22 protein-coding genes are annotated in these 24,277 nt (G+C 34.9%); 12 read left to right on the top strand and 10 right to left on the bottom strand.

Annotated features, from left to right (window positions below):
• Positions 1-103: 103 nt before the first annotated feature.
• From UABHE_RS15815 to rplU, 7 genes are all read right to left on the bottom strand, one after another.
• The gene (locus UABHE_RS15815; RefSeq protein ID WP_372371304.1) at positions 104-631 is read right to left on the bottom strand and encodes a hypothetical protein; all 528 of its coding nucleotides are present in this window, start codon (positions 629-631) and stop codon (positions 104-106) included.
• 24 nt (positions 632-655) lie between these two features.
• Positions 656-1,735 (bottom strand): bifunctional oligoribonuclease/PAP phosphatase NrnA, encoded by a 1,080-nt coding sequence (locus UABHE_RS15810; RefSeq protein WP_372371303.1) that lies wholly within the window; start codon positions 1,733-1,735, stop codon positions 656-658.
• A gap of 9 nt (positions 1,736-1,744) precedes the next feature.
• Entirely contained in the window at positions 1,745-1,906 is a 162-nt protein-coding gene (locus UABHE_RS15805) for a Trm112 family protein (RefSeq protein ID WP_372371302.1), read from the bottom strand.
• Between the two features lie 8 nt (positions 1,907-1,914).
• Positions 1,915-4,125: a primosomal protein N' gene (gene priA, locus UABHE_RS15800; RefSeq protein WP_372371301.1), complete on the bottom strand. Its 2,211-nt coding sequence runs from the start codon at positions 4,123-4,125 to the stop codon at positions 1,915-1,917.
• A 225-nt stretch (positions 4,126-4,350) separates the two neighbouring features.
• Positions 4,351-4,716: a DUF6677 family protein gene (locus UABHE_RS15795; RefSeq protein ID WP_372371300.1), complete on the bottom strand. Its 366-nt coding sequence runs from the start codon at positions 4,714-4,716 to the stop codon at positions 4,351-4,353.
• Between the two features lie 315 nt (positions 4,717-5,031).
• Entirely contained in the window at positions 5,032-5,277 is a 246-nt protein-coding gene (rpmA, locus tag UABHE_RS15790; protein WP_372371299.1) for a 50S ribosomal protein L27, read from the bottom strand.
• Positions 5,278-5,280: 3 nt separating this feature from the next.
• Positions 5,281-5,595, bottom strand: coding sequence for a 50S ribosomal protein L21 (gene rplU / locus UABHE_RS15785; RefSeq protein WP_372371298.1), 315 nt, complete (start codon positions 5,593-5,595; stop codon positions 5,281-5,283).
• A 466-nt stretch (positions 5,596-6,061) separates the two neighbouring features.
• Here rplU and UABHE_RS15780 point away from each other — a divergent pair, with 466 nt between their 5' ends.
• From UABHE_RS15780 to UABHE_RS15745, 8 genes are all read left to right on the top strand, one after another.
• Entirely contained in the window at positions 6,062-6,934 is an 873-nt protein-coding gene (locus tag UABHE_RS15780; RefSeq protein ID WP_372371297.1) for a hypothetical protein, read from the top strand.
• Entirely contained in the window at positions 6,931-8,130 is a 1,200-nt protein-coding gene (locus UABHE_RS15775) for a nicotinamide-nucleotide amidohydrolase family protein (RefSeq protein WP_372371296.1), read from the top strand. Before UABHE_RS15780 ends, UABHE_RS15775 begins: the two co-directional genes overlap by 4 nt.
• On the top strand, positions 8,114-8,533 hold the full coding sequence (locus UABHE_RS15770) for a prepilin-type N-terminal cleavage/methylation domain-containing protein (protein WP_372371295.1): 420 nt from the start codon (positions 8,114-8,116) through the stop codon (positions 8,531-8,533). Before UABHE_RS15775 ends, UABHE_RS15770 begins: the two co-directional genes overlap by 17 nt.
• Complete coding sequence (locus UABHE_RS15765; protein WP_372371294.1) at positions 8,514-9,182, top strand: prepilin-type N-terminal cleavage/methylation domain-containing protein; 669 nt, start codon at positions 8,514-8,516, stop codon at positions 9,180-9,182. The genes UABHE_RS15770 and UABHE_RS15765 overlap by 20 nt, the downstream gene beginning before the upstream one ends.
• A 99-nt stretch (positions 9,183-9,281) precedes the next feature.
• On the top strand, positions 9,282-10,478 hold the full coding sequence (rocD, locus tag UABHE_RS15760) for an ornithine--oxo-acid transaminase (RefSeq protein ID WP_372371620.1): 1,197 nt from the start codon (positions 9,282-9,284) through the stop codon (positions 10,476-10,478).
• 369 nt (positions 10,479-10,847) lie between these two features.
• Positions 10,848-11,303 carry a thioesterase family protein gene (locus UABHE_RS15755; RefSeq protein WP_372371293.1) on the top strand — a complete coding sequence of 152 codons (456 nt, stop codon included), beginning with the start codon at positions 10,848-10,850 and terminating at the stop codon, positions 11,301-11,303.
• A gap of 35 nt (positions 11,304-11,338) precedes the next feature.
• Positions 11,339-13,897: a type I DNA topoisomerase gene (gene topA, locus UABHE_RS15750; RefSeq protein ID WP_372371292.1), complete on the top strand. Its 2,559-nt coding sequence runs from the start codon at positions 11,339-11,341 to the stop codon at positions 13,895-13,897.
• An 800-nt stretch (positions 13,898-14,697) separates the two neighbouring features.
• Complete coding sequence (locus UABHE_RS15745; protein ID WP_372371291.1) at positions 14,698-14,925, top strand: hypothetical protein; 228 nt, start codon at positions 14,698-14,700, stop codon at positions 14,923-14,925.
• 204 nt (positions 14,926-15,129) lie between these two features.
• Here UABHE_RS15745 and UABHE_RS15740 read toward each other — a convergent pair whose 3' ends face one another.
• Complete coding sequence (locus tag UABHE_RS15740; protein WP_372371290.1) at positions 15,130-16,098, bottom strand: MvdC/MvdD family ATP grasp protein; 969 nt, start codon at positions 16,096-16,098, stop codon at positions 15,130-15,132.
• Positions 16,099-16,220: 122 nt separating this feature from the next.
• Positions 16,221-16,385, bottom strand: a complete 165-nt coding sequence (locus UABHE_RS15735) for a hypothetical protein (protein WP_372371289.1) — start codon at positions 16,383-16,385, stop codon at positions 16,221-16,223.
• A gap of 547 nt (positions 16,386-16,932) precedes the next feature.
• Here UABHE_RS15735 and UABHE_RS15730 point away from each other — a divergent pair.
• The 4 genes from UABHE_RS15730 (at position 16,933) to UABHE_RS15715 (ending at position 22,833) form a co-directional block, all read left to right on the top strand.
• Positions 16,933-17,793 carry a peptidylprolyl isomerase gene (locus tag UABHE_RS15730; protein WP_372371288.1) on the top strand — a complete coding sequence of 287 codons (861 nt, stop codon included), beginning with the start codon at positions 16,933-16,935 and terminating at the stop codon, positions 17,791-17,793.
• A 300-nt stretch (positions 17,794-18,093) separates the two neighbouring features.
• Entirely contained in the window at positions 18,094-20,649 is a 2,556-nt protein-coding gene (locus UABHE_RS15725; RefSeq protein WP_372371287.1) for a hypothetical protein, read from the top strand.
• Positions 20,650-21,026: 377 nt separating this feature from the next.
• Complete coding sequence (locus UABHE_RS15720) at positions 21,027-22,337, top strand: hypothetical protein (RefSeq protein WP_372371286.1); 1,311 nt, start codon at positions 21,027-21,029, stop codon at positions 22,335-22,337.
• Positions 22,338-22,347: 10 nt separating this feature from the next.
• The gene (locus tag UABHE_RS15715; RefSeq protein WP_372371285.1) at positions 22,348-22,833 is read left to right on the top strand and encodes a hypothetical protein; all 486 of its coding nucleotides are present in this window, start codon (positions 22,348-22,350) and stop codon (positions 22,831-22,833) included.
• Between the two features lie 275 nt (positions 22,834-23,108).
• Here the strand turns inward: UABHE_RS15715 and UABHE_RS15710 are convergent, their stop codons facing one another.
• The gene (locus UABHE_RS15710) at positions 23,109-24,269 is read right to left on the bottom strand and encodes a protein kinase (protein ID WP_372371284.1); all 1,161 of its coding nucleotides are present in this window, start codon (positions 24,267-24,269) and stop codon (positions 23,109-23,111) included.
• Positions 24,270-24,277 lie beyond the last annotated feature (8 nt).

Raw genomic sequence — 24,277 nt, 5'->3', positions numbered from 1 at the left:
TGCTATTATTACAAAGGCACCATCTAAAAGAACAGCTGATAAAGCTAAAATGGGGGATGGGGATCAAATTGAAGACGTTTTTCGTTCGCAGTTAAATCCTTAACTAAAACTCCTTGAATTGATCAAACAAATTATCTAAGTCTCTTGGCAATGAGCGTTGTATCAACACCGAAACATATATAAGCAGTGAAAATTGCCAACTTTCTGAGTTTCCAATTAAAAGAGCTGTCTCTATATCTTCTTTGCGTTCTAAGTCATTTCCAAAATGAGAAATTGCTGTATCAACGCTACCTTCAAACACATCAATTGTCGAGATTTCGTTTTGATATTTCAAAGAAGGATACTGAATCCCTCTTATAATTAAAAATGAACGTACGCTATCATCATTAGCTCCCAATTCATCTTGAAAATCAAAACCAAAAAACTGTGGTAGGTTTTTAGGGAGTATAATTGCGGGTTTGTCAACAACTATTTTACCTTCGCGTACAACGGTATCTCCAGCGTTTATTTCCGATGGAGCTAAAAATATATAACTTAAAGTTGTTGCTTCTGTATTTGATAACTTTTGTAATCGCGAACGAATAACACGCGTTTCTTTAGCAGCTTTTTGCCATTTTTCCTCTAAACTCATATCTTTTTCCTCACATTAACGCATCTATTCGCTTTCACAAACTCGAAAAACCTTAGTCATAATAATTTTGCGGTACGTTTCCCAAGCTTCTTCTTTCATTTCTATTGGTAATGAATCGATGGCGAGTATTCCCATTGGAATTTTAGCGGCTCCTGCTCCTAGTTTTCCACCAGCATAGTCGCGCCCAAAAACTTTTTTACAAAAAGAATTAACATCGACAGCAGGATTGCTACTACGTACACTTGCTTCAACGCAATTGTCAACCACAGCAAAAATAATAGCAGTAGAAATGCCTTCCATACGTACGCGTTCGTCAGCAAGCATAGGCAAACAATCTCTACGTGCAGAGGTTATAATTCCTACTCCTGCAACAAAAAACGCTCCTTTAGTGATGCTGTTTCCTTCTTCTTCTAACACGCGGCGAATGTCAAAGTAGTATGCTGGTAATTGGTAGTTAATAATCGGTTCTAACTCTGAACGAGAAACATATCTTACCAAATGTTGGTATGCAGCGAAATCGAGTTCTGCAACATTTTCAGACATTAAATCAAGAGTATCAGTCTTTACTCCAAACAACATTGCGGTAACAGCTTTAGAAATTAGACCATCATCATCTTGAGTAAAATCAATCTCTGCTTCAAGAAGATAACTTAGTACTATAGAACAACAAGAACCAACCTGGCGAATATCCACAAACTCTGAGTCACTATAATTCACTTTATGGTGGTCTATAACAGCAGCCATTGGCAACTCTTTACACCATCTTTCTCTTGGAACGTGATCTACACACACAAACTTGTCATAAACTTCTAAAAGCAGTGGATGATCATTGCCAATCACTTCACTTTTATTGAGAAAATGAATGTTAAGAACGTTGAGCAACGTTTTGTTTTGAGGATGAGATACTTCACCTTCATAAATCAAGTCGCAAACAGCTCCGCAAGTGCGTTGAATAAGCAAATTCATTCCCAGTCCCGCACCAATGGAGTCAGGGTCAGGATTACCGATAAAAATAGCTACTTTCTTGACATCTTCGTTAAATATCTTTTTTAGTTGTTCCGCTTTGTTTAGTATCTTCTTCGTTTTAGAGTTATTGGTAGTCATTATATCATCCTACTTCTGTTGAAGTGCTCTTTCTGGCAAAAGCACTATTATTTCATCTTCAATTGGGTATATTTTTTTACATTTTTTGCACAACAGACCTGTTGTATCTTCGTACAAGTCCTCGTGGCACTGTGGGCAAGACAATAAATTGAGAATTGTTTTGTCAATCATTTTGTTTCTCACACTAAAGATAAGGGATCTACATCAAGAGATATTCGTAACGATTTAGAACTACCTTGTATCAATTGATCAATTAAACGTGAAAAATGCATTGAAAGTTGTACATTCTGGCATTTTATAATTAGATGATGGCGATAACGATTTTTTATACGATCAATAGGAGCTGGGGCTGGACCTAATAGCTGAATGTGTTTTGTATGTTTATCTTGGCGTAAGAGACGAGCAATTTTTATTGATTCATCAATAACATTTTGCTCTTTTTCTCCTTGAATCAAGACACGCAGTAATTTTGCAAAAGGAGGATAACCAATGTCCCGACGTTGATTCATCTCGTACTTTAAAAACGAATGGTAGTCCTGGTTAATAGCTGTTTGTATAGCATAGTGATCTGGATGGTATGTTTGTACAATCACTTTTCCCGATACATCACCGCGACCCGAACGTCCCGCAACTTGAACAATTAGCTGAAAAGTTCTTTCTGCTGCTCGAAAATCAGGTACTTGCAAAGCTGTATCCGCAGATATAATTCCAACAAGAGTGACATTGGGAAAATCTAATCCTTTTGCAATCATTTGCGTTCCGAGAAGAATATCTATCTCCTTATTGCCAAAACGCGAAAGAACATCCTCGTATTTGCCTTTCCCCACCATTGTATCACTGTCCATACGCTCGATGCTATTTTCAGGAAAAAGTTTTCGCAACATCATTTCTATTTTTTGGGTGCCAGCACCAGCATATAGAATAGCAGGACATGAACAAATAGGACAACTTTTAGGGGGAATGTAATCGTAATTACAATAATGGCAAACAGCTGTGTGGTTTTTTTTATGGTATGTCAAAGCAATATTACAATTATCACATTTAGCATTATACCCGCACTGCGGACATGTTAGCGTCGTGGCAAAACCGCGACGATTTAAAAATAAAATTGTTTGGTGTCCTTTTTGCAATGTATTTCGCATCTCTCCTAGTAATATTCGTGAAAAATACACAAATTTTTTATGGTCGCGACATTCTTCCTTCATATCAATAATGCTAACATGTGGAAGTGTTTTATCTCCAACTCTTTGTTGCAAAGTACATAAATGATATTTGTCGACATCTGTGTTATAATAACTTTCAAGAGCAGGCGTCGCTGAACCTAATATAACCGGAATACCTGTTAACTGCGCTCTTTTTACAGCAGAATCTCTAGCATTATATCTTGGGGTATTTTGCTGTTTAAATGACGGCTCATGCTCCTCATCTACCACAATAAGTCCCAAATTACTCACTGGCGCAAATAATGCAGATCTTGGACCAATAACAACATCAGCTTCGCCATGTAGGACTTTTTGCCACTGGAAGTTTCTTTGAGCATTGGTAAGTTCGCTGTGTAATACAGCTACATTAGAAAATCGTTGTTTAAAGCGAGTCACTGTTTGCGGGGTCAGAGCAATTTCAGGTACCAGTACAATAGCTGCACGTTTGTTTTTAATTACTTCTTCGATACATCGCATGTATATTTCTGTTTTACCGCTCCCTGTCACTCCATGAACAAGAGCCGGAAAGAAACGTTTTTCGCGAATAACCGGAAGAAGAGTATTAACTATGCCTTGTTGTTCACCACTTAATTCTGGCTTTTCTACTCTCTCAATTTTTACTTCACTAAAAGGATCGATATTTTGTATTTCTTTATGTTCATACAAAAATTCTTTTTTTAAAAGCGTTTTAATCGCTGAGCGACTGATGCCTAATCTATTACAAATAGATTTCATAGTTAATTCACCATCAAATTCGCGAACCAACCTTAAAACGTGAGCTTGTAGCGGAAATTTCTGTTGTACTTCTTCTATCTGTTCTTCAACATTTTGCGGAAATTTCAATTTCATATACGCAATCGTTTTACTATGGCTTTTTTGCTGCAAAAAGCTAGGAACCATTGTTTCTAATGCTTCCCCAAGAGAACATCTATAATACTCAGAAATCCACTTAGCTAACTTCAGCATTATACTATCGACTACTGGTTTTTCATCTATAACTTCAAGTATGTTTTTAATACGAAAACTATTGTTTTCTAATTGAGCAAGAGTTTCAACACAAATCCCTATTTGGGTTCTACGGCCAAAAGGCACTTTTACTCTCATTCCTACCTCAAGCAAACAATCATTGGGAATATTATATGAGAAAAGTTGTTTTAATGGTAAGGGAAGAGCAATTTGAGCATACATAATGTATTCTCTCTACTTATTGAATTTTGATAAACAATCACCCCAAAATAACTCAAATATTGTAGCTTGGTTAAAATAGTAAAATAGTGGTAATAGTGATAAGTACCAAGACAAAAAACTTACAACCTTTGATAAAGCAATTTTTAATATCATGTTCAAGTGTCAAGGCCGAACACATACATATCACGTAGCATAAACACATCAATATGAGAATTTTTAATGGAATCATTGTCTACTGCTTACTTTACTAAGGATAAAGTATGTTTTAGATAATAACAATATATTGAGTAGTGATGATACGGCTACGCATAAAAAACCTAGTTGATTTAGATCAGGGGAAGATGATAGTTTTATTTGGTTATTAGCAAAACTACTAAAAACAATGCTAGGTATACCAACAGCAAAGTTAAGTGTAAAATAGAAATGATGTTTTTGCAAAAAATATAGCGAAAAATCTAACATTTGTATTCCGAGATAGTAAATAGACACAATCAAAAAAAAGAATACGATGCCTTTGGCTTTTTGGCGCAAAATCCAATAACCACTACCTGGAACTAACCACGATAAGAAAAGTATAAGTATTTTTTTCATATTACAATAAAGGTATTTTAGTAAAAGATTTAGTTAGGGTGTGTTATCAACTAGAAAAAAAATCCACTTTCGTTTGAATTATATGGAAAAATTTTGGAGTGTTAGTAAAGGGAGAAATAATTATTAATATTAGTAGATATGTCATAATTTTAAAAGCACTCTAGTCCTACCAGTGTTTTAGATAAAAAAACATGGTTGTCGTTGCCGCCGCCAGTTATTATGATTGTTTTTTCTTAGAGTTCAAGATCGCAACTTTAATTATAAAAAAGTTAGGCGTATCACCATTTAAATTTGAATGATGATACGCCTAGATAACTATTCTGCTGGCAAAACACTAATAACTCTATTGCGTTCAAATTTTACTTTTCCACCAATTAGGCTGAAAATTGTATAGTCATTACCTACACCAACATTAACTCCTGGCTTAAAACGTGTTCCACACTGGCGAACAATAATTGTTCCTGGTTTCACATTTTCTCCACCATATTTCTTTATGCCGCGATATTGTGCGTTACTATCTCGGCCGTTGCGCGAAGCACCTTGCCCTTTTTTATGAGCCATATTTTACCCCTTTACAATATCTTTAATTCTAACTTTTGTATATGTCTGTCTATGACCTTGTTTTTTACGGTAATTTTTGCGGCGTTTAGATTTTAGGATGGTAACTTTTGCAGCTTTCATATCTCCTTCAACAACGCCTGTAACTTTCACACCGTCAACTTTAGGAGTTCCGACCAAAACTTCTTTGTCTGATTTGTAGTATAGCACATCAGAAAAGTCTATTTCTTTACCTGAAGCAATATCTTTTCTTTCTAATTCTACTACTTGGCCAGGCGATACTGTATAATTTTTGCCACCATCTGCGATTATAGCGTACATGTACAAGTCCTTTCTCAGCTTTTGTGTCTATGAATGTAATGCTCTCATGCGAAGTCTTAAACCGGAAATTCTGCGACTACCTTCATATCTAAACCATAAAAGCCATTAAGAATACAGCACATCCGAAGATGAATATTCATTTAGAATCTGGAATACCAAACTCTACTTGTTTTTTGAGATTCGAGAACTTTATGGTACTTATTTTATTCATGAGAGGTTTGAGAGTATGTAATTTGTTTTGCAAACTACATATACTATACAGTTGATTTTAAAGAATCAATTAAAAAATTATTTTTCGCATGGAATTTGTACCCCGACTTGACATTATCGTAAACAGATAATATTATTTGAATGAAGGAAAAGGCCTTCGGCGACCTCCTCTTTTGGTTACTTACTTGCCAATACCAAGGAGATGCTATCATTCCACAAAACTATTATTTAGTGAGATAACAACATGGATAGAAAAGTGTCATCACACAAAAAAAGCTACAAAGGAGCAAGACCAAAAAATAAGTTTTCTAAATATGGAAAGCCACAAAGGCGGCTAACAAATAAAAGAAGAAAAACAAAAATTCCAGATGAGGTAAAAGAAATTTCAACAACGCATAATCTTGGAATTTATACGGCATTATCCATATACCGCAATAAAATCTCCCTTGAAGATGCCATTGCTCAAAAAAAAGAAAAAGATATTCGTAAAGAAAAAGCACAAAAAATGTGTGATGCACATCCTGAAATTACATTGGCCTTAGCTTGCTCTCTAATAAAAGACAATATTTCGATAGAAGAACATCGACAACAAAAATTAACGCTTGAGAAAAAGAGACTTGATAAAGAAATGCAAAAAAAGTTGAAAATGCAAAATGACAATTTACAAAAAGATGCATTTTCTCAGTTATCTAAATACATGGAAAAAGACAGTATTGTTGTTATTGAAAAGTACAAAAACAAGTACCAAACAGTGCGAATAAAAAATTTCACACCATACGAATTTTTTGCAGCAGATCGCAAAGATAATATTGAAAAAATTCACCGCTTGGAAATTAAATATATGTATGAAAGATCTATCCAAAAAACGTTGAAAAAATTTATTATGGTAGATAAAGATGTACAAAGAAAGCGATTAAAACCTACACATAGTAGGGACGGTCGATTTTCTTTTTCTAAAGAGATGTTGCAGCAAGGTAACGAAGTTATACTTTCTCTTCACGAAGGAGAAATGCTCCGCGGAACAATCTTATGGTCTACGCCATATGATATTATGTTAAACCTTGCAAACAATCGAGTATGGGTTTTTCAACATGCGGTGGCTAATTGTTCATTAATGAGAAAAGCATGACAAAAGCTCATATTATTTCTATAGGCGCAGAGCTAACAGAGGGGCGCGTTTTAAACACGAATGCGACTTATTTGGCACAACAAATCCAACAAATGGGTATTGGAATTTCTCGTATCACTACAATCGGAGACGATATAAATGATATAGTTCATTCGCTAAACGCACCACAAGATATCCTAGTGGTGACAGGAGGACTAGGTCCTACCCATGACGATATAACAACAGATGCCCTTTTTCAATTTTGTACAGACAATTTTAATAGTTTTGTGACTAAAAATTCATGGCAAAAAACAATAACACATTATTGTAAAACAAAAGAGATAAACCACTTACATGAACGCGTTTGTTTACTAAAAAATCCTGTTGGTTCGGCCCCAGGTGTTTATATAAAAGTCGACAAGCGCCACATTTTTGCGCTACCTGGAGTTCCATCAGAAGCCAAAAGTCTATTTTCTAAAGAAGTAGAGCCTATATTAAAAACAATGTCAACAACCTACCATAGTCATGTAATGCGTCTTAGCGGAACGTATGAATCACAGGTTCAAAAAATATTAAAAAAAACTAACTGGCCTAAACACGTAGAAATTAGCTTACTACCGCAATACAATGGAGTAAACGTAGTAATAAAAAGCTCTGTTGAGGCGGTGGCATTTATTAATGATGTACGTAGTAAATTACAAGAGCATATATACAGCGAAAGTGCACTCACTTTAGAAGAAACAATTTCAAAACTACTTTGCGCGCAACAAAAAACAATTGCTGTTGCTGAGTCATGCAGTGGTGGCTTTGCGTCTCACCTTTTAACAAATGTTCCAGGAAGTTCTAGTTACTTTCAACATGGTGTTGTTTCATATAGCAATGAGGCAAAAGTAAAAATTCTCGGCGTTCGCCCCGAGACAATAGAAAAATACGGTGCTGTTAGTAGCGAGTGTGCACAAGAAATGGCACAAGGTGTGCGCAAAATTACTCAAACTGATATTGGGATTGCTACAACAGGTATTTCAGGACCAACAGGTGCTACTCCAAATAAACCTTTGGGTTTGTTGTACGTCGCATATGCAGATAAAGACAATACTATTGTTAGAAAAAAGGTTATTCGTAAACCAAGAGTCGAGCACAAAAAACATTCAGCTCACTTCGTATTAGGTTTACTTTGGGAATGTTTAAAAGACAAAAAAAATGACAAAAAAAAATAATGGTTTTACACTGCTTGAAGTAATGGTTGCTCTTGCGATTTTATCAATTGCTGTTTCTACACTTCTTGTCATTCGTAACGAAGCTGTAGAAGAATCAATCAACGCTATTGCCTTTCGCCGGCTGCAGAATTTACTCGAGCAAAAAATGACAGAAGTAATGATGGGAATAGAAAGACGACAGTCAGGAGATTTCCGCAAAGAAGGTTTTGAATACTATCAGTGGACTGTCAAACAGCGTCCAAAAGCTTTGTCCGTAACTTCTACTGAAACAGAAAAAGAATTTTCTGTGCAAATCAAAGAAATTACAGTAAGTGTGTTTCACGTAGAAGAAAAAGAAAAAAAATATATTCTAAAAGCTGAAGTTTTAGCAGAAAGACCTGATAATGAAGAGAAAAAGAAGTAAGTCAACAGGTTTTACTTTGATAGAAGTACTAATAGCCACAACAATACTTTCTATTATTTTAACAATGGCTTACTCAATACTCATTACTACTCTAAATTCTAGAAATTTTATTGAAGCCCGCGTCCAAACCGAAAGAGTTGGAAATAGGCTACTAAATTTCATCAGTAAAGATATCCAGGGAGCCTATATGTATCAGGTACAAGACGATCGTTATTTTTTTGCGCGGAAACAAGGAAAAAATACACGTATTGACTTTATTTCAAATACAGATAGTATATTACTAGCTCCTGGCGGAAATCATAGCGATTTATGTGAAATAGGCTATTTTTTGAAAAAAAATAGAGATGGCACTCATAGAATCATTCGACGCGAAGATTTTTTTATTGATAAGGACCCTTTTTCAGGAGGGTTGGGGATTAAATTGTATGATGAGGTTGTGAGCTTTGAATTACGTTTTTACGAGAATGGAAAAGCCGAATCAACATGGAACAGCACGCAAAAAAAACAACTTCCACAAGCTGTAGAAATTATACTTGGTATAAAACAAGAAAAAGAAGTACGTTTATTCCGGCGTACAGTACCCATTTTAGTATCTCGTAAGATACCAGCACCCGAAAAGAAAAAACCGCAAAAAGAAAACAAAAAGTGATCTAGCAAAAGAAATTAGGAATGTGATGGTAAATAATTTGCCACCACATCCCTCAAGGAGGTTTCCATGAATCAACAAAGAAAAGTTTCACCGGTAAAAATGAGTAATGAAGAATATGTCAATTTAGAAAACACATATGCTGCGCGAAATTATCATCCTTTAGATGTTGTTTTAGAAAAAGGAGAAGGCATTTGGGTTTATGATGTAGAAGGTAATAAATACCTTGATTGCCTAAGTGCTTACTCTGCAGTAAATCAAGGTCATTGCCATCCACGATTAGTCAACGCAGCTAAAGAACAAATCGCGAAATTGACACTAACTTCTAGAGCATTTCGCAATAGTCAATTGTCTTTATTTTGTAAAGAAATTTGCGAGCTAACAAAGTATGATATGGTATTGCCAATGAATAGTGGAGCAGAAGCTGTAGAAACAGCGATCAAAGCTGCTCGAAAATGGGGATACACCAAAAAAGGTATTGCAGACGGCAAAGCAGAAATTATTGTTTTTACTGGCAATTTTCATGGAAGAACTACGACCATTATCTCTTTTTCTTCTGAAGAATGCTACAAAACAAACTTTGGCCCCTTCACTCCTGGTTTTAAAATAGTTGAGTACGGTAATATAGAAGCTCTGAAAGAAGCATTTACCGATAATACAGCCGCTGTTCTAATCGAACCAATTCAAGGAGAAGCTGGTATTATAATGCCTCCTGAAGGATATCTTCAGCAAATTTCAGAACTTTGTAAAGAAAAGAATGCTCTTTTCATAGCAGATGAAATCCAAACTGGCCTAGGAAGAACAGGACGTCTATTTGCCAGTGACTACGAAAGCGTGAAACCTGACGTTACAATTGTTGGTAAAGCACTTTCTGGTGGATTCTACCCTGTATCAGCAGTACTAGCTAATTCTGATGTACTTGATGTTTTTGAACCAGGTCAGCACGGATCTACCTTCGGTGGAAATCCATTAGGAATGGCTGTTGCTCGCGAAGCACTAAAGATTTTAGTGGATGAAAACCTTATCGACAATGCCTACAACGTAGGAAAATACTTCCGCGAAAAACTTGTTGCAATGAATAGCCCTCATGTTGCGAATATTAGAGGTAAAGGGCTTCTTATCGGAGTAGAACTCACCGAAGAGGCTAAAGGAGCTAGACGTTTTTGTGAAGCTTTACAAAAACTAGGTATACTGTGTAAAGAAACTCATTACAATATCATTCGTTTTGCACCTCCTCTTATCATAACTAAAGAGGAAATTGATGACGCGATGCAAAAAATTACAGAAGTGTTGTCGTAAATCAAATTGTAACTAAATACCAAAATACAAATTCTAAGCGACCTGACAAAAATAGTTACTCGATTGAATAGAGATTTTTTTCTAGTACGGTGCGGCAAGAATACTTAGCTGTATTGTGCAACAAATATGCAACAAAACTAGAAAATAAAAGAACAAATCTCAATCACTCAATACTTTTGGCAGGTCACTTAAAGTAGTAGCCATTTCTTTTTTAAAATTCATATTTTCTATTTTTTTACACGAAAATCTCTAATTCGTCTTGCTTTCTTTTTTTTATATTGTAAAAAATAAAGGAGTAAGTTCGCGATTTATAAAGTAATGGTATCTCAAAATAAAAGACAAACGTCCTAATCCGAAAAATATAAGAATATGAAACCGAAATTGTACGATATTGTCTCGAATATTATTAATGAAAAAATAGCTTTTAATAAAGTTATTGGTATTAAATTGGATTGCCTAGATGAACAAAGCGTATGCTTAAAACTTTCGATGAATGATTTGCTTGTAGGTAATCCTGTGCGTAGAAGTTTACACGGTGGTGTTATTTCTACAGTATTAGATGTTACGGGAGGCATTACCGCTTTTGTAGGCATCTTAAAAACGTTAGACCCATGTACTTGGGAACACAAGATAGAAGAAATTTTTTATCAATTCGGAACTATAGATCTCAGAGTTGATTATTTAAGACCCGGTTTAGGTCAAAGCTTTTTTGCGACCGGATCACTTTTACGTCTTGGGAATAAAGTTGCAGTTACCCAAATGAAACTTCGTAATCAAAAAGAAGACTTGATTGCTATAGGAACAGCAACTTACATTGTTGGTTAGAATTTATATATGTAATCCATTCTAAGAGTTAAAATATGCCAAAAAATTTAATGATTGTCGAATCACCTGCTAAGGCAAAAACAATAGAAAAATTTTTGGGGAAAGATTTTGTAGTTGAATCGTGTTATGGATGTATACGCGATTTACCCCGCGAAAAATTAGCAGTTGATGTTGAAAAAAAATATGCACCTACTTACGAAGTCCCCACAGACAAAAAGAAAGTTGTTTCTCAACTAAAGAAATTAGCAAAAGATTCTCAGAAAATCTGGCTTGCAACAGACGAAGACCGCGAAGGAGAAGCTATCTCTTGGCATCTTTGCCATGTTTTAGGCATTGAACCTGAAAGTGCAAAAAGAATTGTTTTTCACGAAATAACAAAACCCGCTATTTTAGAAGCAATAAAAACACCGCGTTTTTTAAATCAAAACTTAGTAAACGCACAACAAGCACGTAGAATTCTCGACAGACTAGTTGGCTTTCAACTATCTCCTCTACTATGGAAAAAAATTCGTTTAAAATCTTCTCTTTCGGCAGGAAGAGTTCAGTCGGTAGCGGTAAGAATTCTCGTAGAAAAAGAACGCAATATACTTGAGTTTACTACATCTCCATTTTTTAGAATAAATTCTCTATTTAAAGCCTCTTCAAACAACAGAAACTATAAAATTAAAGCCGAATTGGGACGAAAATTAGAAAATTATGATGAAGCACGTGCGTTTCTTGAAAAATGTTCGCAAGCAAGTTTTTCCGTTGCGAGTGTTCAAGTAAAGCCCACTCAGAAATCTCCAAGCGCCCCATTCACAACATCTACTTTACAACAAGAAGCCAGTCGTAAATTAGGATTTTCTGTTGCGCGAACAATGCGCGTTGCACAAAGTTTATATGAATCAGGAAAAATCACCTACATGCGTACTGACTCAGTGAACCTTTCTAAAGTAGCGATTGCATCAGCGAAAAAAGCTATTGAAAAATCCTATGGAAAACAGTACTCAAATTCTAAACAATATCGTAGCAAAGCACGCAACGCACAAGAAGCCCACGAAGCTATTCGTCCTACATATTTTGAAAACAATCAAGTCGAAGGAACAAGTGACGAGCAAAAACTATACAGTTTAATATGGAAACGTGCGATTTCTTCACAGATGAGTAACGCTCAACTGGAAAAAACCATCGTCAAAATTAAAATATCCACTCTGAAAGATTTACTAACAGCAAATGGCGAAGTAATTAAATTTGATGGATTTTTGAAAGTATACGAAGTATCTACCGACGAGGAAATTTCAGAAGATTCAGAGATATTGCCACCTCTTGAAGTTGGGCAAGAACTTGATTTAGATGAAATGAAAGCCACACAAAGATTTACTCGTGCTCCAGCGCGCTATACTGAGGCGTCTCTTGTTAAAAAGTTAGAAGAGTTAGGTATCGGACGACCATCGACATACGCACCAACAATGAGCGTTATTCAAAAACGCGGCTATGTAACAAAAGGCGAAACCCCTGGAAAAGAGCGGGAATTTAAATTACTAACCCTAAAAGCACAGAAAATACTAGAGCAAATTTGTACAGAAAATTTTGGATCAGATCGAGGAAAGTTAGTTCCAACAGACATTGGAATGGTCGTAAATGATTTTTTAATTGAGTATTTTCAGCAGGTTTTGCAATATGATTTTACTGCTCGAATTGAAAAGGAATTTGACGATATTGCTCAAGGTGAAAAAATATGGAATGATGTTATTCATAGTTTTTATCAACCATTTAATGAAGACGTCGAATTAGCTTTAAAAGAAGCAAAACAAGTTACAGGAGAAAGAAAACTAGGTGTTGATCCGAAGAGTAAAAAAGATGTTTTTGTTAAAATTGGTCGCTATGGACCAATGGCTCAAATTGGACATGTAGACGATGAAGAAAAACCTAAGTTTGCGAAACTACGTCCCAAACAACATTTGGCAACAATTACTCTAGAAGAAGCTTTAGAGTTATTTAAACTTCCACGAAAGATAGGTGAGCACGAAGGTGAAGAGGTTATTGCTGCAGAAGGTCGTTATGGACCATATATAAAACACAGTGGAAAATTTGTGTCTTTAGGCGAATACGATCCACTAAAAGTAACACTTGATGAAGCAATTGTTTTAATTAAACAAAAAGAAGAAATGGATGCTAAAAAAACAATCCACGAATTTGAAGAAGAAGACATTAAAGTTTTAAACGGTCCTTATGGCCCTTATATTTCTTACAACAAAAGAAATTACAAAATACCCAAAAGCCAAGATCCTAAAAAACTAACAGCAAAAGACTGTTTGAAAATCATAGAAGAAGCACCAGAGAAAAAAACTAAAAAAGCAGGCAAAAAAACTGCTGCAAAGAAAACTACCAAAAAAGCTACTGCTAAGAAAACTACTACCAAAAAAGCTGCTGCTAAGAAAACTACCACCAAAAAAGCTGCTGCTAAGAAAACTACTACCAAAAAAACTACTGCTAAGAAAACTACTGCTAAGAAAGCTACTACTAAAAAAGCTGCTGCTAAGAAAACTACTACCAAAAAAGCTGCTGCTAAGAAAACTACTACCAAAAAAGCTACTGCTAAGACAACTAAGTAACCTGACAAAAGTAGTTACCCGTTGAATACAGAGCTTTTATTTTCTAGTGCAGCGCGAGGGCGCAATGCTATAACCAAAGAGCAACAAAACTAGAAATTAAAAGAACAAAATACCAACGGGTAAATACTTTTGGTGGGTTATTCACTATAGTGATAAAATCAAATTAGATTAAATTTATTGCTGATTCAAACTACAGGATAGGAGATCGATTGTGAAACAAATTATTATTCTCGTTTTCTGTATCTCTTTCATTTGTACACAAACTAAAACGACACACCTTTCGCCAACGATGATGAAATAGTCTCTTAATTATGTAATTAGGGCGTGTCATCATTCAATACAGATAAAAATATAACGGATTCATTTAATGATACGCCAGTAGTATTGAGCCCGAGCCCGCGCCCGAAAACTTTTTGAGAGCGACAGAAAGTGATTTATTGGTTCAATACTAGTTTTTTGCGATGGAAAAAGAAACTTTGCTTCTTTGATAAATTGTTAGTGAAAGTTTCGGAAACGGACTCGCAAACGGGCTCGGGCTCGAAAAAACACACAATATTTTGAATGATGACACACCCTAATAAAGTACAAACATCACATATTGCAACGATCAATAGCTTTTCTGCTGAATTTGAATCTGCTGCTAAGCAAGCCCAAAAACAAATAACAACGTCTTTACCATCAAAAGAGTTTTATTTTGTGCTTGGACAGCTACTCGTTTCTCTTCACGATACTCATAGTAATGTATATGTAAAAAAAACAGTGTTAGAAAAACTATATTTTGTCATAGACATGCCATTTGTGTGGTTGGAGGAAAAAATGAAGGTGAAATTCTTAGCGGACTGCGTAAGGTTATATCGGCAGAAAACGACTATTTTAATTTTACTCTTGCTTCTGGTCGCTACACACGACCAGACACAAATAGAAAAAACCAAAAAGCAGTTGTTCCCGATCACCGAATCACAACAAATCGTAATAATATTATTTCTGGCAACGATCCACAACTAAACTGGATCAAAAACGACGACTAAAAAGTCAAACTAAGTTCTCTGACAAAAATAAGTGACTTGACAAAAGTAGTTACCCGTTGAATACAGGGCTTTATTTTTATTAGCGCGGCGCGACGAAGGCGCGCAGCCGTAGCTGCGTAACAGAGGAGTAACAAAGCTAGAAAATTAAAGAACAAAATGCCAATGGGTAAATACTTTTGGCAGGTCACTTAGTTACTCAAAATCCTAAATATCAGAGAATTTTTTACCTCTTATAAGTAACTCTGCAAGAGTTTTGGAAATTGGCAAATCTGTGTTAATTTCAACAAACAAAAATTGCCCACCAACATTTACTTCTAGAAAAACGTATTCATTTTCTGGTGTTACTCTCAAATCGATAGCACTATACACAAGGCCTAATTTATTTGTCAAAGCTAACAGTTTACGTTCTACTTCTTCAGGTAAATTATACACTTCCATTGGTATATCAAGATCATTTCGCCAATCTAAATCACATTTACTTTCTTGAGATTTTATTTTAGCAGAGAATACTTTGTTGTCGATAATAGTTATCCGTAAATCATAATTAGCAGGTATAAATTCTTGGAATGTCACAGGAGCTAACTTCACTTGTTTTAAAAATTCCAAATCTTTTTCTGTTAACATTTTTGTTGTGAAGGTTAATCCAGGTTTACTACTCAAAGTTTTATATATTATTTTTTTATTATGTTTTTCATAGAACTCATGTGCTTTTTCAGGGCTATTGGTAAAGAGTGTATCGGGTACTGCCAATCCTATCTTTTGTGCTTCTTGTAATTGGAATACTTTTCGATGAGCAACTCTGTTTAAAGAAGGAGGATTAATCCAAAGACAATCAAGAGTTTGCCAAAAACCATAAACAGCATGATCACATTCCATTTCAATATAATCTATGCTTTTGGAATCTGTGACATCAGGTGACGGAACGGGCTTTCTCGGACGACGAAACCAAACGCTTTTTATGTTTTCGCAGGAAATCGTCTCGCTTTCAGTGGTTATTATACTTTGTACATCTTCATTTGAAACAGAAGTACTTATCTCCATTTTTTGAGGAAAGTCTTGGGTGGCAAAAATACAAACTTCAATATTCGGATCTATCTTTTTTATTTGGGCTTGTACAACTGCTGTATGACCATCATCATGCGGAGAAATAATTAAGATATTGGGCTTTTTCATTTTAGAATCTAAAAAAAAGTTTTATGAATAGACTCTTATAGAGTCGTAAGAACTAACTAGCTAATAAAAAAACCCCAGTTACCTGGGGTTTTCATAAATCATATTAAATTTTAATGCGGTCTTTAGAAACCTTCGTCGCAGTCATCATCTGGAGTAGGTGTGCAGCTTTCTAGTAGACGAGCATCTAGACCTAATTTACGAGCAAATGCTCTTTCTTTTGCGAAAAGATTTTCTTCATTTAGTAGGTCTTTTTCTTTTGGTTGTACAGAAAGAATAAAAGGTTTCATATTAAAGCCCCTTCAAATTTTGTTTAAATGGTTTAATTTAAATTTTAGTATTACACTGGGATTATATAGCGATTACTGTGCCAAACTCTATTTTTTTCTTTGATTTTTTGTTTCAATACGAAAATATAAAGCTTTGAGTCATTTTTGTAGTTTCGTATGTATCCTAATGTTTGGATGTCTCGTATATCAATTCCATACAGTGTGTTACAAAATGTAACATTATTTTAGAACCGTTGTCAATAGTTTTTACTAAATGATATGATTTTAGAATCATTAAAAAGTATTTTTTCTTACTTTTTTCGCAGACAACCAGGTATTTATCTTTCTTATGATTTAGCCATTTAAAAGAATTGTCCTTAGGTAATGTTACTCATAAAATAACTCATTCACTTTAAAAGTGCCTTGTTATTCCCTAAAATTCTCACATTATACAATATGTCTAAATGTCAACACGCCCTAGCGATTACCTTAGTATTTTGTTGACAAACAACAAAGTAAATCTTAAACTAACCTCTTATCTTAATTTTGAAGTTGGCAGGAGAACGTTTTGATTAGTGTTGTTAGGTATATTATTATATTATTGCTCGCAGCTATTTTAGCAACTCCTGGAATAGCGCAAAATAGCAAAAATAAAAATGTTATCGTCAAATTTCACGATTACCAAATTACAAAAGAAGACGTTTTTGATTTGTTTGTGCGTCAGTACCCACTAGAAGCAAACGAAGTTATTCGACAACTTGTTGTGCGGTATATTATACGTAAAGAAATAAATAGAGAAAAAATCAAAATTAGTTCAGATGACATAATCAAAAACGTTTTAAAAGAAATAAAAGAGACCAAAAAAAAAGTAAAAGAGCTAGGAAAAAATTGGGCTTCTTATTTAAAAAGCCAGGGAGGAACAGAACGCGACCTAAAGAGAAATTTATTTATAAAGTGGCGCTACAGCTTGTCTGTTCAACAATTAATACGTTTGTTTGAGTTACGACGCAAACACATTGAAGCAAGACACATAATGGTAGAAACAAAAGATGAAGCCCTTAAGATCATTAGCAAGTTAAAGCAAGGAGCTGATTTTGCTGCTTTGGCTAGTCAAAAATCAAAAGCTATGACTACAAAAGATGTTGGTGGCAAACTACCTATGGCATTTGCTGGAGAACTTCCTGCTGATCTTGAAAAAGAAGTATGGGGCATGAAACCTAAGAAGATTAGCGGTCCCATATTTTCGCAAAACGCATACCATGTTGTCGAAGTCATGAGTGTAAACAATGGTTTTCCTAATGCTAGCTGGTCATCTATAAAAAAAGAGATCCAAAATTCCCTCGAAAAAAAGCAACCGTCTCCTAGAGATTTTAAACGGTGGCTGAATCACATGAAAAAAGTATACAAGGCTACAGACAAATTTGAATAGGTTTTAGAACCTGTTACAAAATTAATTAAGGGTGAAAAATTCGAGTATTTTAGCTTCTAATAAGACATTTTTTTAACGTAAAGTAGTAATTTTATAATAAAAAAATAATAATATTTAGAAGTTAAAAGGAACAGTTTTGCACCTTAAAATAATTTTATAACAGGCTCTTAGGCGTATAGAAATATAATATACCATTTGCTTGATCTTTATCATCAATATAGTTGTTTATTTCGACACGCTTTATGTGATACGTCTTATCCCTGAGTTTTCAAGAAATTATTCTAAAATAGGAATGATTAAATGTTTACGACTATAGAAAAATATCAAAAGGCATTTTTAGTTTTTATAACCGTTTTACTCACAGCTGCGTTTGGTTTGGGTGGTGTATGTTTTACCCTTTTTGACCCCAGCAATTTTACATCTATCGCTAGTATTAACGAGCTAGACAAGAGCTATTCTGAATCGCAGTTTTCCGTTGCTCTTAGTCAATGGCGAGGGCTACACAGATTAGCAAGAAAAATGAGTCCTCAAGCTAAAGCAGCGACAGCAAATATCGACCGTAACGACTACCAACAATATATTCGTTTTATGCAAGGCATGATTCTCGATCAAATGGAAGCTCCGCCAATATGGAACCAAATATATATGTTGAGCAGCAAAGTGCAAAAGCTAGATGCACAAATTGATAAACAAATTGAATCTAGTCCGACACCACTTACTTCACAACAATTGCTACAGAGAAGAGTTGATGCATATCTAAATCTCCCTGAAGAAGGCAAGAAGGATGCAGAAGAACCACTTACTGATAAAGATGTATGGGCAATCTTAATCCTTTCTGAGGAAGCTTCTAGTTACGGTATTCAAGTTTCTAACATCGAAATAGATAACGTTGTGCGCAATACAATGGATCGTTTAGGTGGTCGCCAAGCTTTCAATCGTGAATTATCCAGTAGTCTACGTATGTTGTATTCAGATTTTCGCAATATTATTAGCCAAGCTTTGATGGTTGCTAAACTCATTGACACAAAAGCAAGTACAATAAAAGTTCGTTCTAAAGAAGTGTATGACAACATAAAAAGCAACTACCAAGAATATCAAGTTGATTACGTCACTGTTAATTCTAAAGCTTTTTTAGCGAAAACCGAACGTGAATATCGCAAACAACGTGTTGCATTTTTTGAAAAAAACCAAAATCCTACTTTTTTTGAAACATCACCTAGCGCGAGTTTCGAATTTGTGTATGCACATGAAGATGCTTTCAAGTCAGATTTAGTATTTAGTGAACAAGATATTACAGCTTATACAGAAAGAAACTTCGAAAAATACCGCGCAAGTGAAGATGACCAAGTTAAAGATATTCTTGCTATTAATCGCGATCGTATTGTAGAAGACTTAAAAAACGAAACAGCAAAACAAAAAGCACAACAAGCTTTAAGTCAATTACGACTTACTTTGGGTAAATTAAAAGGTAAAGTACCTTTAGATACAATTGCCAAATCATATAATTTTAGCTATGGGCAACATACTAATACTGCAGCAACCAGTTATTTAGATTTAAAAGATGTAGGAACCACTGCTGCAAAAAAACAAGTATATGAAAGTCTGAAGCAAGGCGATTTTAGTCGTATTTTCGCTGGCCGAACAGAAGGCTATTTCTTTATACGCTTAACAGAGGTTACTCCTAGTAGTAAATTAACCAAAGAAGACGTTGCAAGCGATGAGACTGCCTTTTTAAAAGCATACTATAAAAACAACAAGTGGGAATTCAAATCTATTGAAGAATATCGTTTGGCTTATATTATCGCCGATTACGATGAAATAGAAAAAACTCTTATACCAACAACCAACGATTTAAAACAATTCTACAATAAATACAAAGAAGAATTGTACAAAACAGAAGATGGTCATAAGGAGTTTTCAAAAGTTAAATCAGACGTCTCATCAAGAGCAAAAAACCTTTTAAAAACACGTATTTTACAGAAAATTGCCGCTGTGCAAAAGCAATGTAAAAGTTTAGGTGAAAATGCAAATGTTGGGCCTGCAGTAGAAGAATTAGGTCGCCGCGTTGGTCTAAAGTACCACGAAAGTTCAGATCTTCAAACTGTCGAAAAAATAAAACAAGAGAATATTCCAGGTGATGATAATTTTTCAGCAAATATCAATAAAGACACTAAAGTTTCCGATGTAGTTGATTATAAAAACGGAAAATACTTTTTTATCATTTTGGAACACAAGAATAAAGACGGTGAAAAATTCGAAGATGTTCGAGAAGAAGTAAAAGCAAAGTTTTTAGAAAAACAAGCAATGGAAGAAATTAAAAGTTTTGCTGGTAAACTTGCTTCTGAGTATACTAGTACTATAGATAAAGCCAAAAAGAATTTAGAAAAGCACTATGAAGCGATAAAAGATACAAAGAATGAGAAAACAGCCAAGCTAGAAAACTTACCTAAAGAAGTTTTTCGTACTATTGCACTTAAACATTCTTTAACATACCACAGTAGTGCTCCTTTTACAAATATCAAGGATACCGGTCAGCTTCAAGATTTCGCAAATGTAGATGCTGAAATCAAAAAGACTGCTGTCAAATCTCTTGGTGCTCCTGTTGAAGATAGTGAAACAAAATCTGTTTGCTTATTTTTACTAAATTCTAAACGTGAACCTTCGTTAAGTGAAATTCCACAAACTGAACTCGTTAACATTCAACAAGGTCTTTGGGAATTACAGTTTCGTGAGAAACTTCGAAGTGAATTTCTAAACTACAATAGTCTTGTTGAGAAATTTAAGTTCAACCTTGATGATAGCGCTGACGAAATCAATGTTGATGAAGAACTTGAACTTCTTGGTGAAGATGAGTAAAAAATAATCTCATTTATTTAAAAAAATAAATAATACCTTTTAGTAAATAAATTTATAAAGATTATTTCTTTTCAAAGCGTGTCGACATTTAGATTTTACATAAATGTCAACACGCTCTAAATCTATAATTGAATAAAATAGATTACGAAGATTTTTAGATGCATTTAGTTAGGGGACGAGTAAAACCTGAGAAGTATAGTTAATCGAAGATTGAGTACGACAATTATACTCAAAGGTAAAGCACAAACCTCAAATTTTTTGCGACTCAATGGGCTTTGCTGTTCTCCAAGCCCACATCCCTTGTTAAGTCAACTATTCATCGGTACCTACTTACACATGCATAAATAGTTGAAGAACCTATTGAAAAAGGAGAATTGATGAAACTTATTCGCAAGAGCACAAATAAATTATTGCTTCCTGATTATATAATTAAATCTTTAGCTGATATTGATTGGGTAAATGTACATAAAAACTCAGAAGGTGAAGACACGATAGAGTTTTATGACAATGATTTGCTTATGATTACGTATGGAACACGTGGAAGTACAGCTTTTTCTGGCCCTGATTGTCTACGATATGGTGGTAATACAACTTCATATCAAATTTTTAGCCCAAAACTACCAAGTAATTATCTTTATTTAGGTGATGGGGGTAGTGGAATTCTCGAAATTGACAAAGCTATTATTCAAAAATGTTTTTCGCAAGGGGTCAATCCTTTTACAGATTCCAAGGAAAAGGTTTCTTCTGTAATCACCGAAATTGTAAACACTTACACTCACTATCACTATGATCATCTTCATACAGGTGCACCTATTTCTGGCCTTTTTCACTCTCCTATTGTCAGAAAAATGATTATTGGCGGTTGCGGACCACGAAGAATGTTTCAAAACGTCTTTAAACGTCCGGCTTTTCCTAGAGATTTTAGCGAGATGAATGCAAGCTATGCCTTTTATCAAATAAAAGACCCTCGTTCTTCTGTAATGATCTTTTTGCCTGATGGTGATTTCAAAGAAATGGGATGTTCTGAATTTAAAAATTTGCGAAGACAAAACGTTCCGCAAATCAAGCATAAGAAAATAAGTCATGACCTTGCAAACTGCCTCGTAGTAAAATGTTTCCCAACATGCCACCCTGATCCATGTATTAGCTATCGTTATGAAACATACAATCACGACAACGAAATTGTTTCTGCCATTACTTTTATGTCTGATCATGATATTCGCGATACAGATTACCGCGAAAACTATTTTCGCGACCAGGTACTTGGTTGCGACGCTTTGTATATTGATGGGCAATACGAAAATAAGAATTATATTCCTGGATTTGGGCATGGGCGTGTAGAATTAATTGGGGAAATGGCCCAAAAATTAAAAGTACCTAATGTTGCAATTGGGCATCACGCTCCTACCCGCGATGACTACCAGATTGATGCAATGATTAAGCTAGCAAAAGAAGCAAACCGCGACCCTAACTCCAAGTTCAAGAGTAATATTTTAGGTGCGTCAGATAGAATGCTTATTTTTGTTCCGGCTAAAGAAAGAGGACGCAAAGGAGTTGTGATTGGAAAAATGAAATTGAAAATACTCCGCAAAGTCGATCCAAATTCAACCTCAGAGTCAAAAGGTACATATTCTTATAACGACATAACAAGTGGATATTCTGTCCGCGATCACACATCTACAACATAAGGAGAATTAAGTGAGAATATTGATTCTTATTTCTACATTAGTTTTAGTTGGCTGTAACAGCGGGCAAAAAGTTACATCACAACAAGACTTACAACTAGCACAAAGTAATTACGACTTAATCGTTTCTTTACAACAAGAAACAGAAACTAAGCCACTTATTAGAACAGATTGGCCATCTTGTACAGATACACTTATTGAAAACTCATATAAGCATCCTGTGGCATGGACTGGTTATCTATTTTATCATCTTCCAGTGAATACCTTAAAAGAACTTACTTTAGTAACGGTTTCTCCTCTTATTGAACTGTCAAATATATGTTTTAATCGACCAACTAATCAATTGCAAGATCACCTAGATGATGCTTATCACAATAATTATGTAGTTTCTTATCCTGAGATGTATTATACATTTTGGTCAGAAAGTAATCACGCAACTCACATGAATATGGACAACTACGACATCAAAAGAGTGGAATATAAGATAAGTAGGAAGTAAGGTATACTAGATGAGTATAAATTTTGGAGAATAACCGAGCCAAGTTCTAGCGTAAACTCATAAAATACTTAAACGAAGTGCAATGTAGGGCGGTTTCGTGCCGCCCGGCCTTCGTAAACAGTTGCAAAAACTTATTCAACAGTAATAACAGGTAAAAAAATAGCAAACGTTATTTATTTGTTTGTAATACGAGCGGTACAAGACCGCCCTACATCAGACTCTTATAAAGACAACCTCCTTGCTCTTTTGAAATTCTAGATATCACCACAAACCTCTTAATCACTCTCTGAAAACATTTTCTTACGAATCTTATAAACAGCTTTGTAAAAAGATTTTGCACTGCGAAAACGATCACCAGGATTACGCGCCATTGATTTATCAATCAACTCTTCTATAACATTTGGAACTTCTATAACAGAGCTTATTGGCGCAGGAGAGCTATCATATATCTTCTTAAGTAAACTCGCGATGCGTTTATCGTGTACATCATAGTAAGGTGGTTTACCACATATACAGTAATACATTGTAGCGCCTAATGCATATATATCTGTGCGTGGATCAACGGATTTAGAATCTAAAATTTGCTCTGGAGACATATATCGCGGAGTTCCCATTGCTTGCCCACTTAAAGTAAGCCCGCTTTCATGGATTACCTTAACAAGTCCCATATCAATTAACTTAGCATGCCACTTATCAGAAACAAGTATATTAGAAGGTTTTATGTCTCGATGAATAACACCTTGTTTATGGCTACAAACGAGAGCACTTGCAATTTGTTCTATTATAAGTAAAGTTTGCTCTAAAGAGATTTTTCTTTTTTTGTGCACTACTTCAGATAATGATGGGTCAGGCAAGTATTCTAGTACAATATATGGTTCAGACTTATATACTCCCATATCTATAGTTTTTACAATAGATGGATGATCTAAGATAGCAGTTACACGAGCTTCCTTGATAAAACGCGCTACTATTTTTTCATCTTCCGCTACTTCTGGTTTTAAAATCTTTAGTGCATATATTTCATCTGTATCATCTTTTTGAACTTTGTATACAGCACCAATTCCGCCTTTACCTATTTTTTCAAGAAGGCGGTATGGACCAATTTTTTCACTCGGAACAGATTTATTTTTTACACTTTGATCATTTTCTATATAGGTAATCTGGGTCCCACCAATGTTGATAGTTGTTGAATGCTCTAATCTCTTAGGAGTATCTATATTACGTTCATTCACATAAGTACCATTTGTACTATTATTATCTTGTATATAAAAATGCTCGTTGTGATAAAAGACCACACAATGAATACGAGATAAGCGCACATCATTAATTGGGACTAAACATTTACGGCTACGACCAAGTGTTGTCTGTTGGGCTTTATCAAGTTTAACTTGCATCTCTTCTTTATTTGTGTTGCGAATAAGAAGTTTCGCTTTCATGAGATATC

It is taken from the genome of Candidatus Uabimicrobium helgolandensis, assembly GCF_041508025.1.
In the GTDB taxonomy this organism is placed as follows: Bacteria; Planctomycetota; Uabimicrobiia; order Uabimicrobiales; family Uabimicrobiaceae; genus Uabimicrobium; species Uabimicrobium helgolandensis.
The sequence above is the reverse complement of the archived record's forward strand: the minus strand, read 5'-3'. Positions and strand labels throughout refer to the sequence as shown.

Bases quoted from the DNA above. Each gene is read 5' to 3' on its own strand.
- UABHE_RS15815 (WP_372371304.1), bottom strand. From the start codon at position 631: ATGAGTTTAGAGGAAAAATGGCAAAAAGCTGCTAAAGAAACGCGTGTT.
- UABHE_RS15810 (WP_372371303.1), bottom strand. From the start codon at position 1,735: ATGACTACCAATAACTCTAAAACGAAGAAGATACTAAACAAAGCGGAA.
- UABHE_RS15805 (WP_372371302.1), bottom strand. From the start codon at position 1,906: ATGATTGACAAAACAATTCTCAATTTATTGTCTTGCCCACAGTGCCAC.
- priA (WP_372371301.1), bottom strand. From the start codon at position 4,125: ATGTATGCTCAAATTGCTCTTCCCTTACCATTAAAACAACTTTTCTCA.
- UABHE_RS15795 (WP_372371300.1), bottom strand. From the start codon at position 4,716: ATGAAAAAAATACTTATACTTTTCTTATCGTGGTTAGTTCCAGGTAGT.
- rpmA (WP_372371299.1), bottom strand. From the start codon at position 5,277: ATGGCTCATAAAAAAGGGCAAGGTGCTTCGCGCAACGGCCGAGATAGT.
- rplU (WP_372371298.1), bottom strand. From the start codon at position 5,595: ATGTACGCTATAATCGCAGATGGTGGCAAAAATTATACAGTATCGCCT.
- UABHE_RS15775 (WP_372371296.1), top strand. From the start codon at position 6,931: ATGACAAAAGCTCATATTATTTCTATAGGCGCAGAGCTAACAGAGGGG.
- UABHE_RS15770 (WP_372371295.1), top strand. From the start codon at position 8,114: ATGACAAAAAAAAATAATGGTTTTACACTGCTTGAAGTAATGGTTGCT.
- UABHE_RS15765 (WP_372371294.1), top strand. From the start codon at position 8,514: ATGAAGAGAAAAAGAAGTAAGTCAACAGGTTTTACTTTGATAGAAGTA.
- rocD (WP_372371620.1), top strand. From the start codon at position 9,282: ATGAGTAATGAAGAATATGTCAATTTAGAAAACACATATGCTGCGCGA.
- UABHE_RS15755 (WP_372371293.1), top strand. From the start codon at position 10,848: ATGAAACCGAAATTGTACGATATTGTCTCGAATATTATTAATGAAAAA.
- topA (WP_372371292.1), top strand. From the start codon at position 11,339: ATGCCAAAAAATTTAATGATTGTCGAATCACCTGCTAAGGCAAAAACA.
- UABHE_RS15740 (WP_372371290.1), bottom strand. From the start codon at position 16,098: ATGAAAAAGCCCAATATCTTAATTATTTCTCCGCATGATGATGGTCAT.
- UABHE_RS15735 (WP_372371289.1), bottom strand. From the start codon at position 16,385: ATGAAACCTTTTATTCTTTCTGTACAACCAAAAGAAAAAGACCTACTA.
- UABHE_RS15725 (WP_372371287.1), top strand. From the start codon at position 18,094: ATGTTTACGACTATAGAAAAATATCAAAAGGCATTTTTAGTTTTTATA.
- UABHE_RS15720 (WP_372371286.1), top strand. From the start codon at position 21,027: ATGAAACTTATTCGCAAGAGCACAAATAAATTATTGCTTCCTGATTAT.
- UABHE_RS15710 (WP_372371284.1), bottom strand. From the start codon at position 24,269: ATGAAAGCGAAACTTCTTATTCGCAACACAAATAAAGAAGAGATGCAA.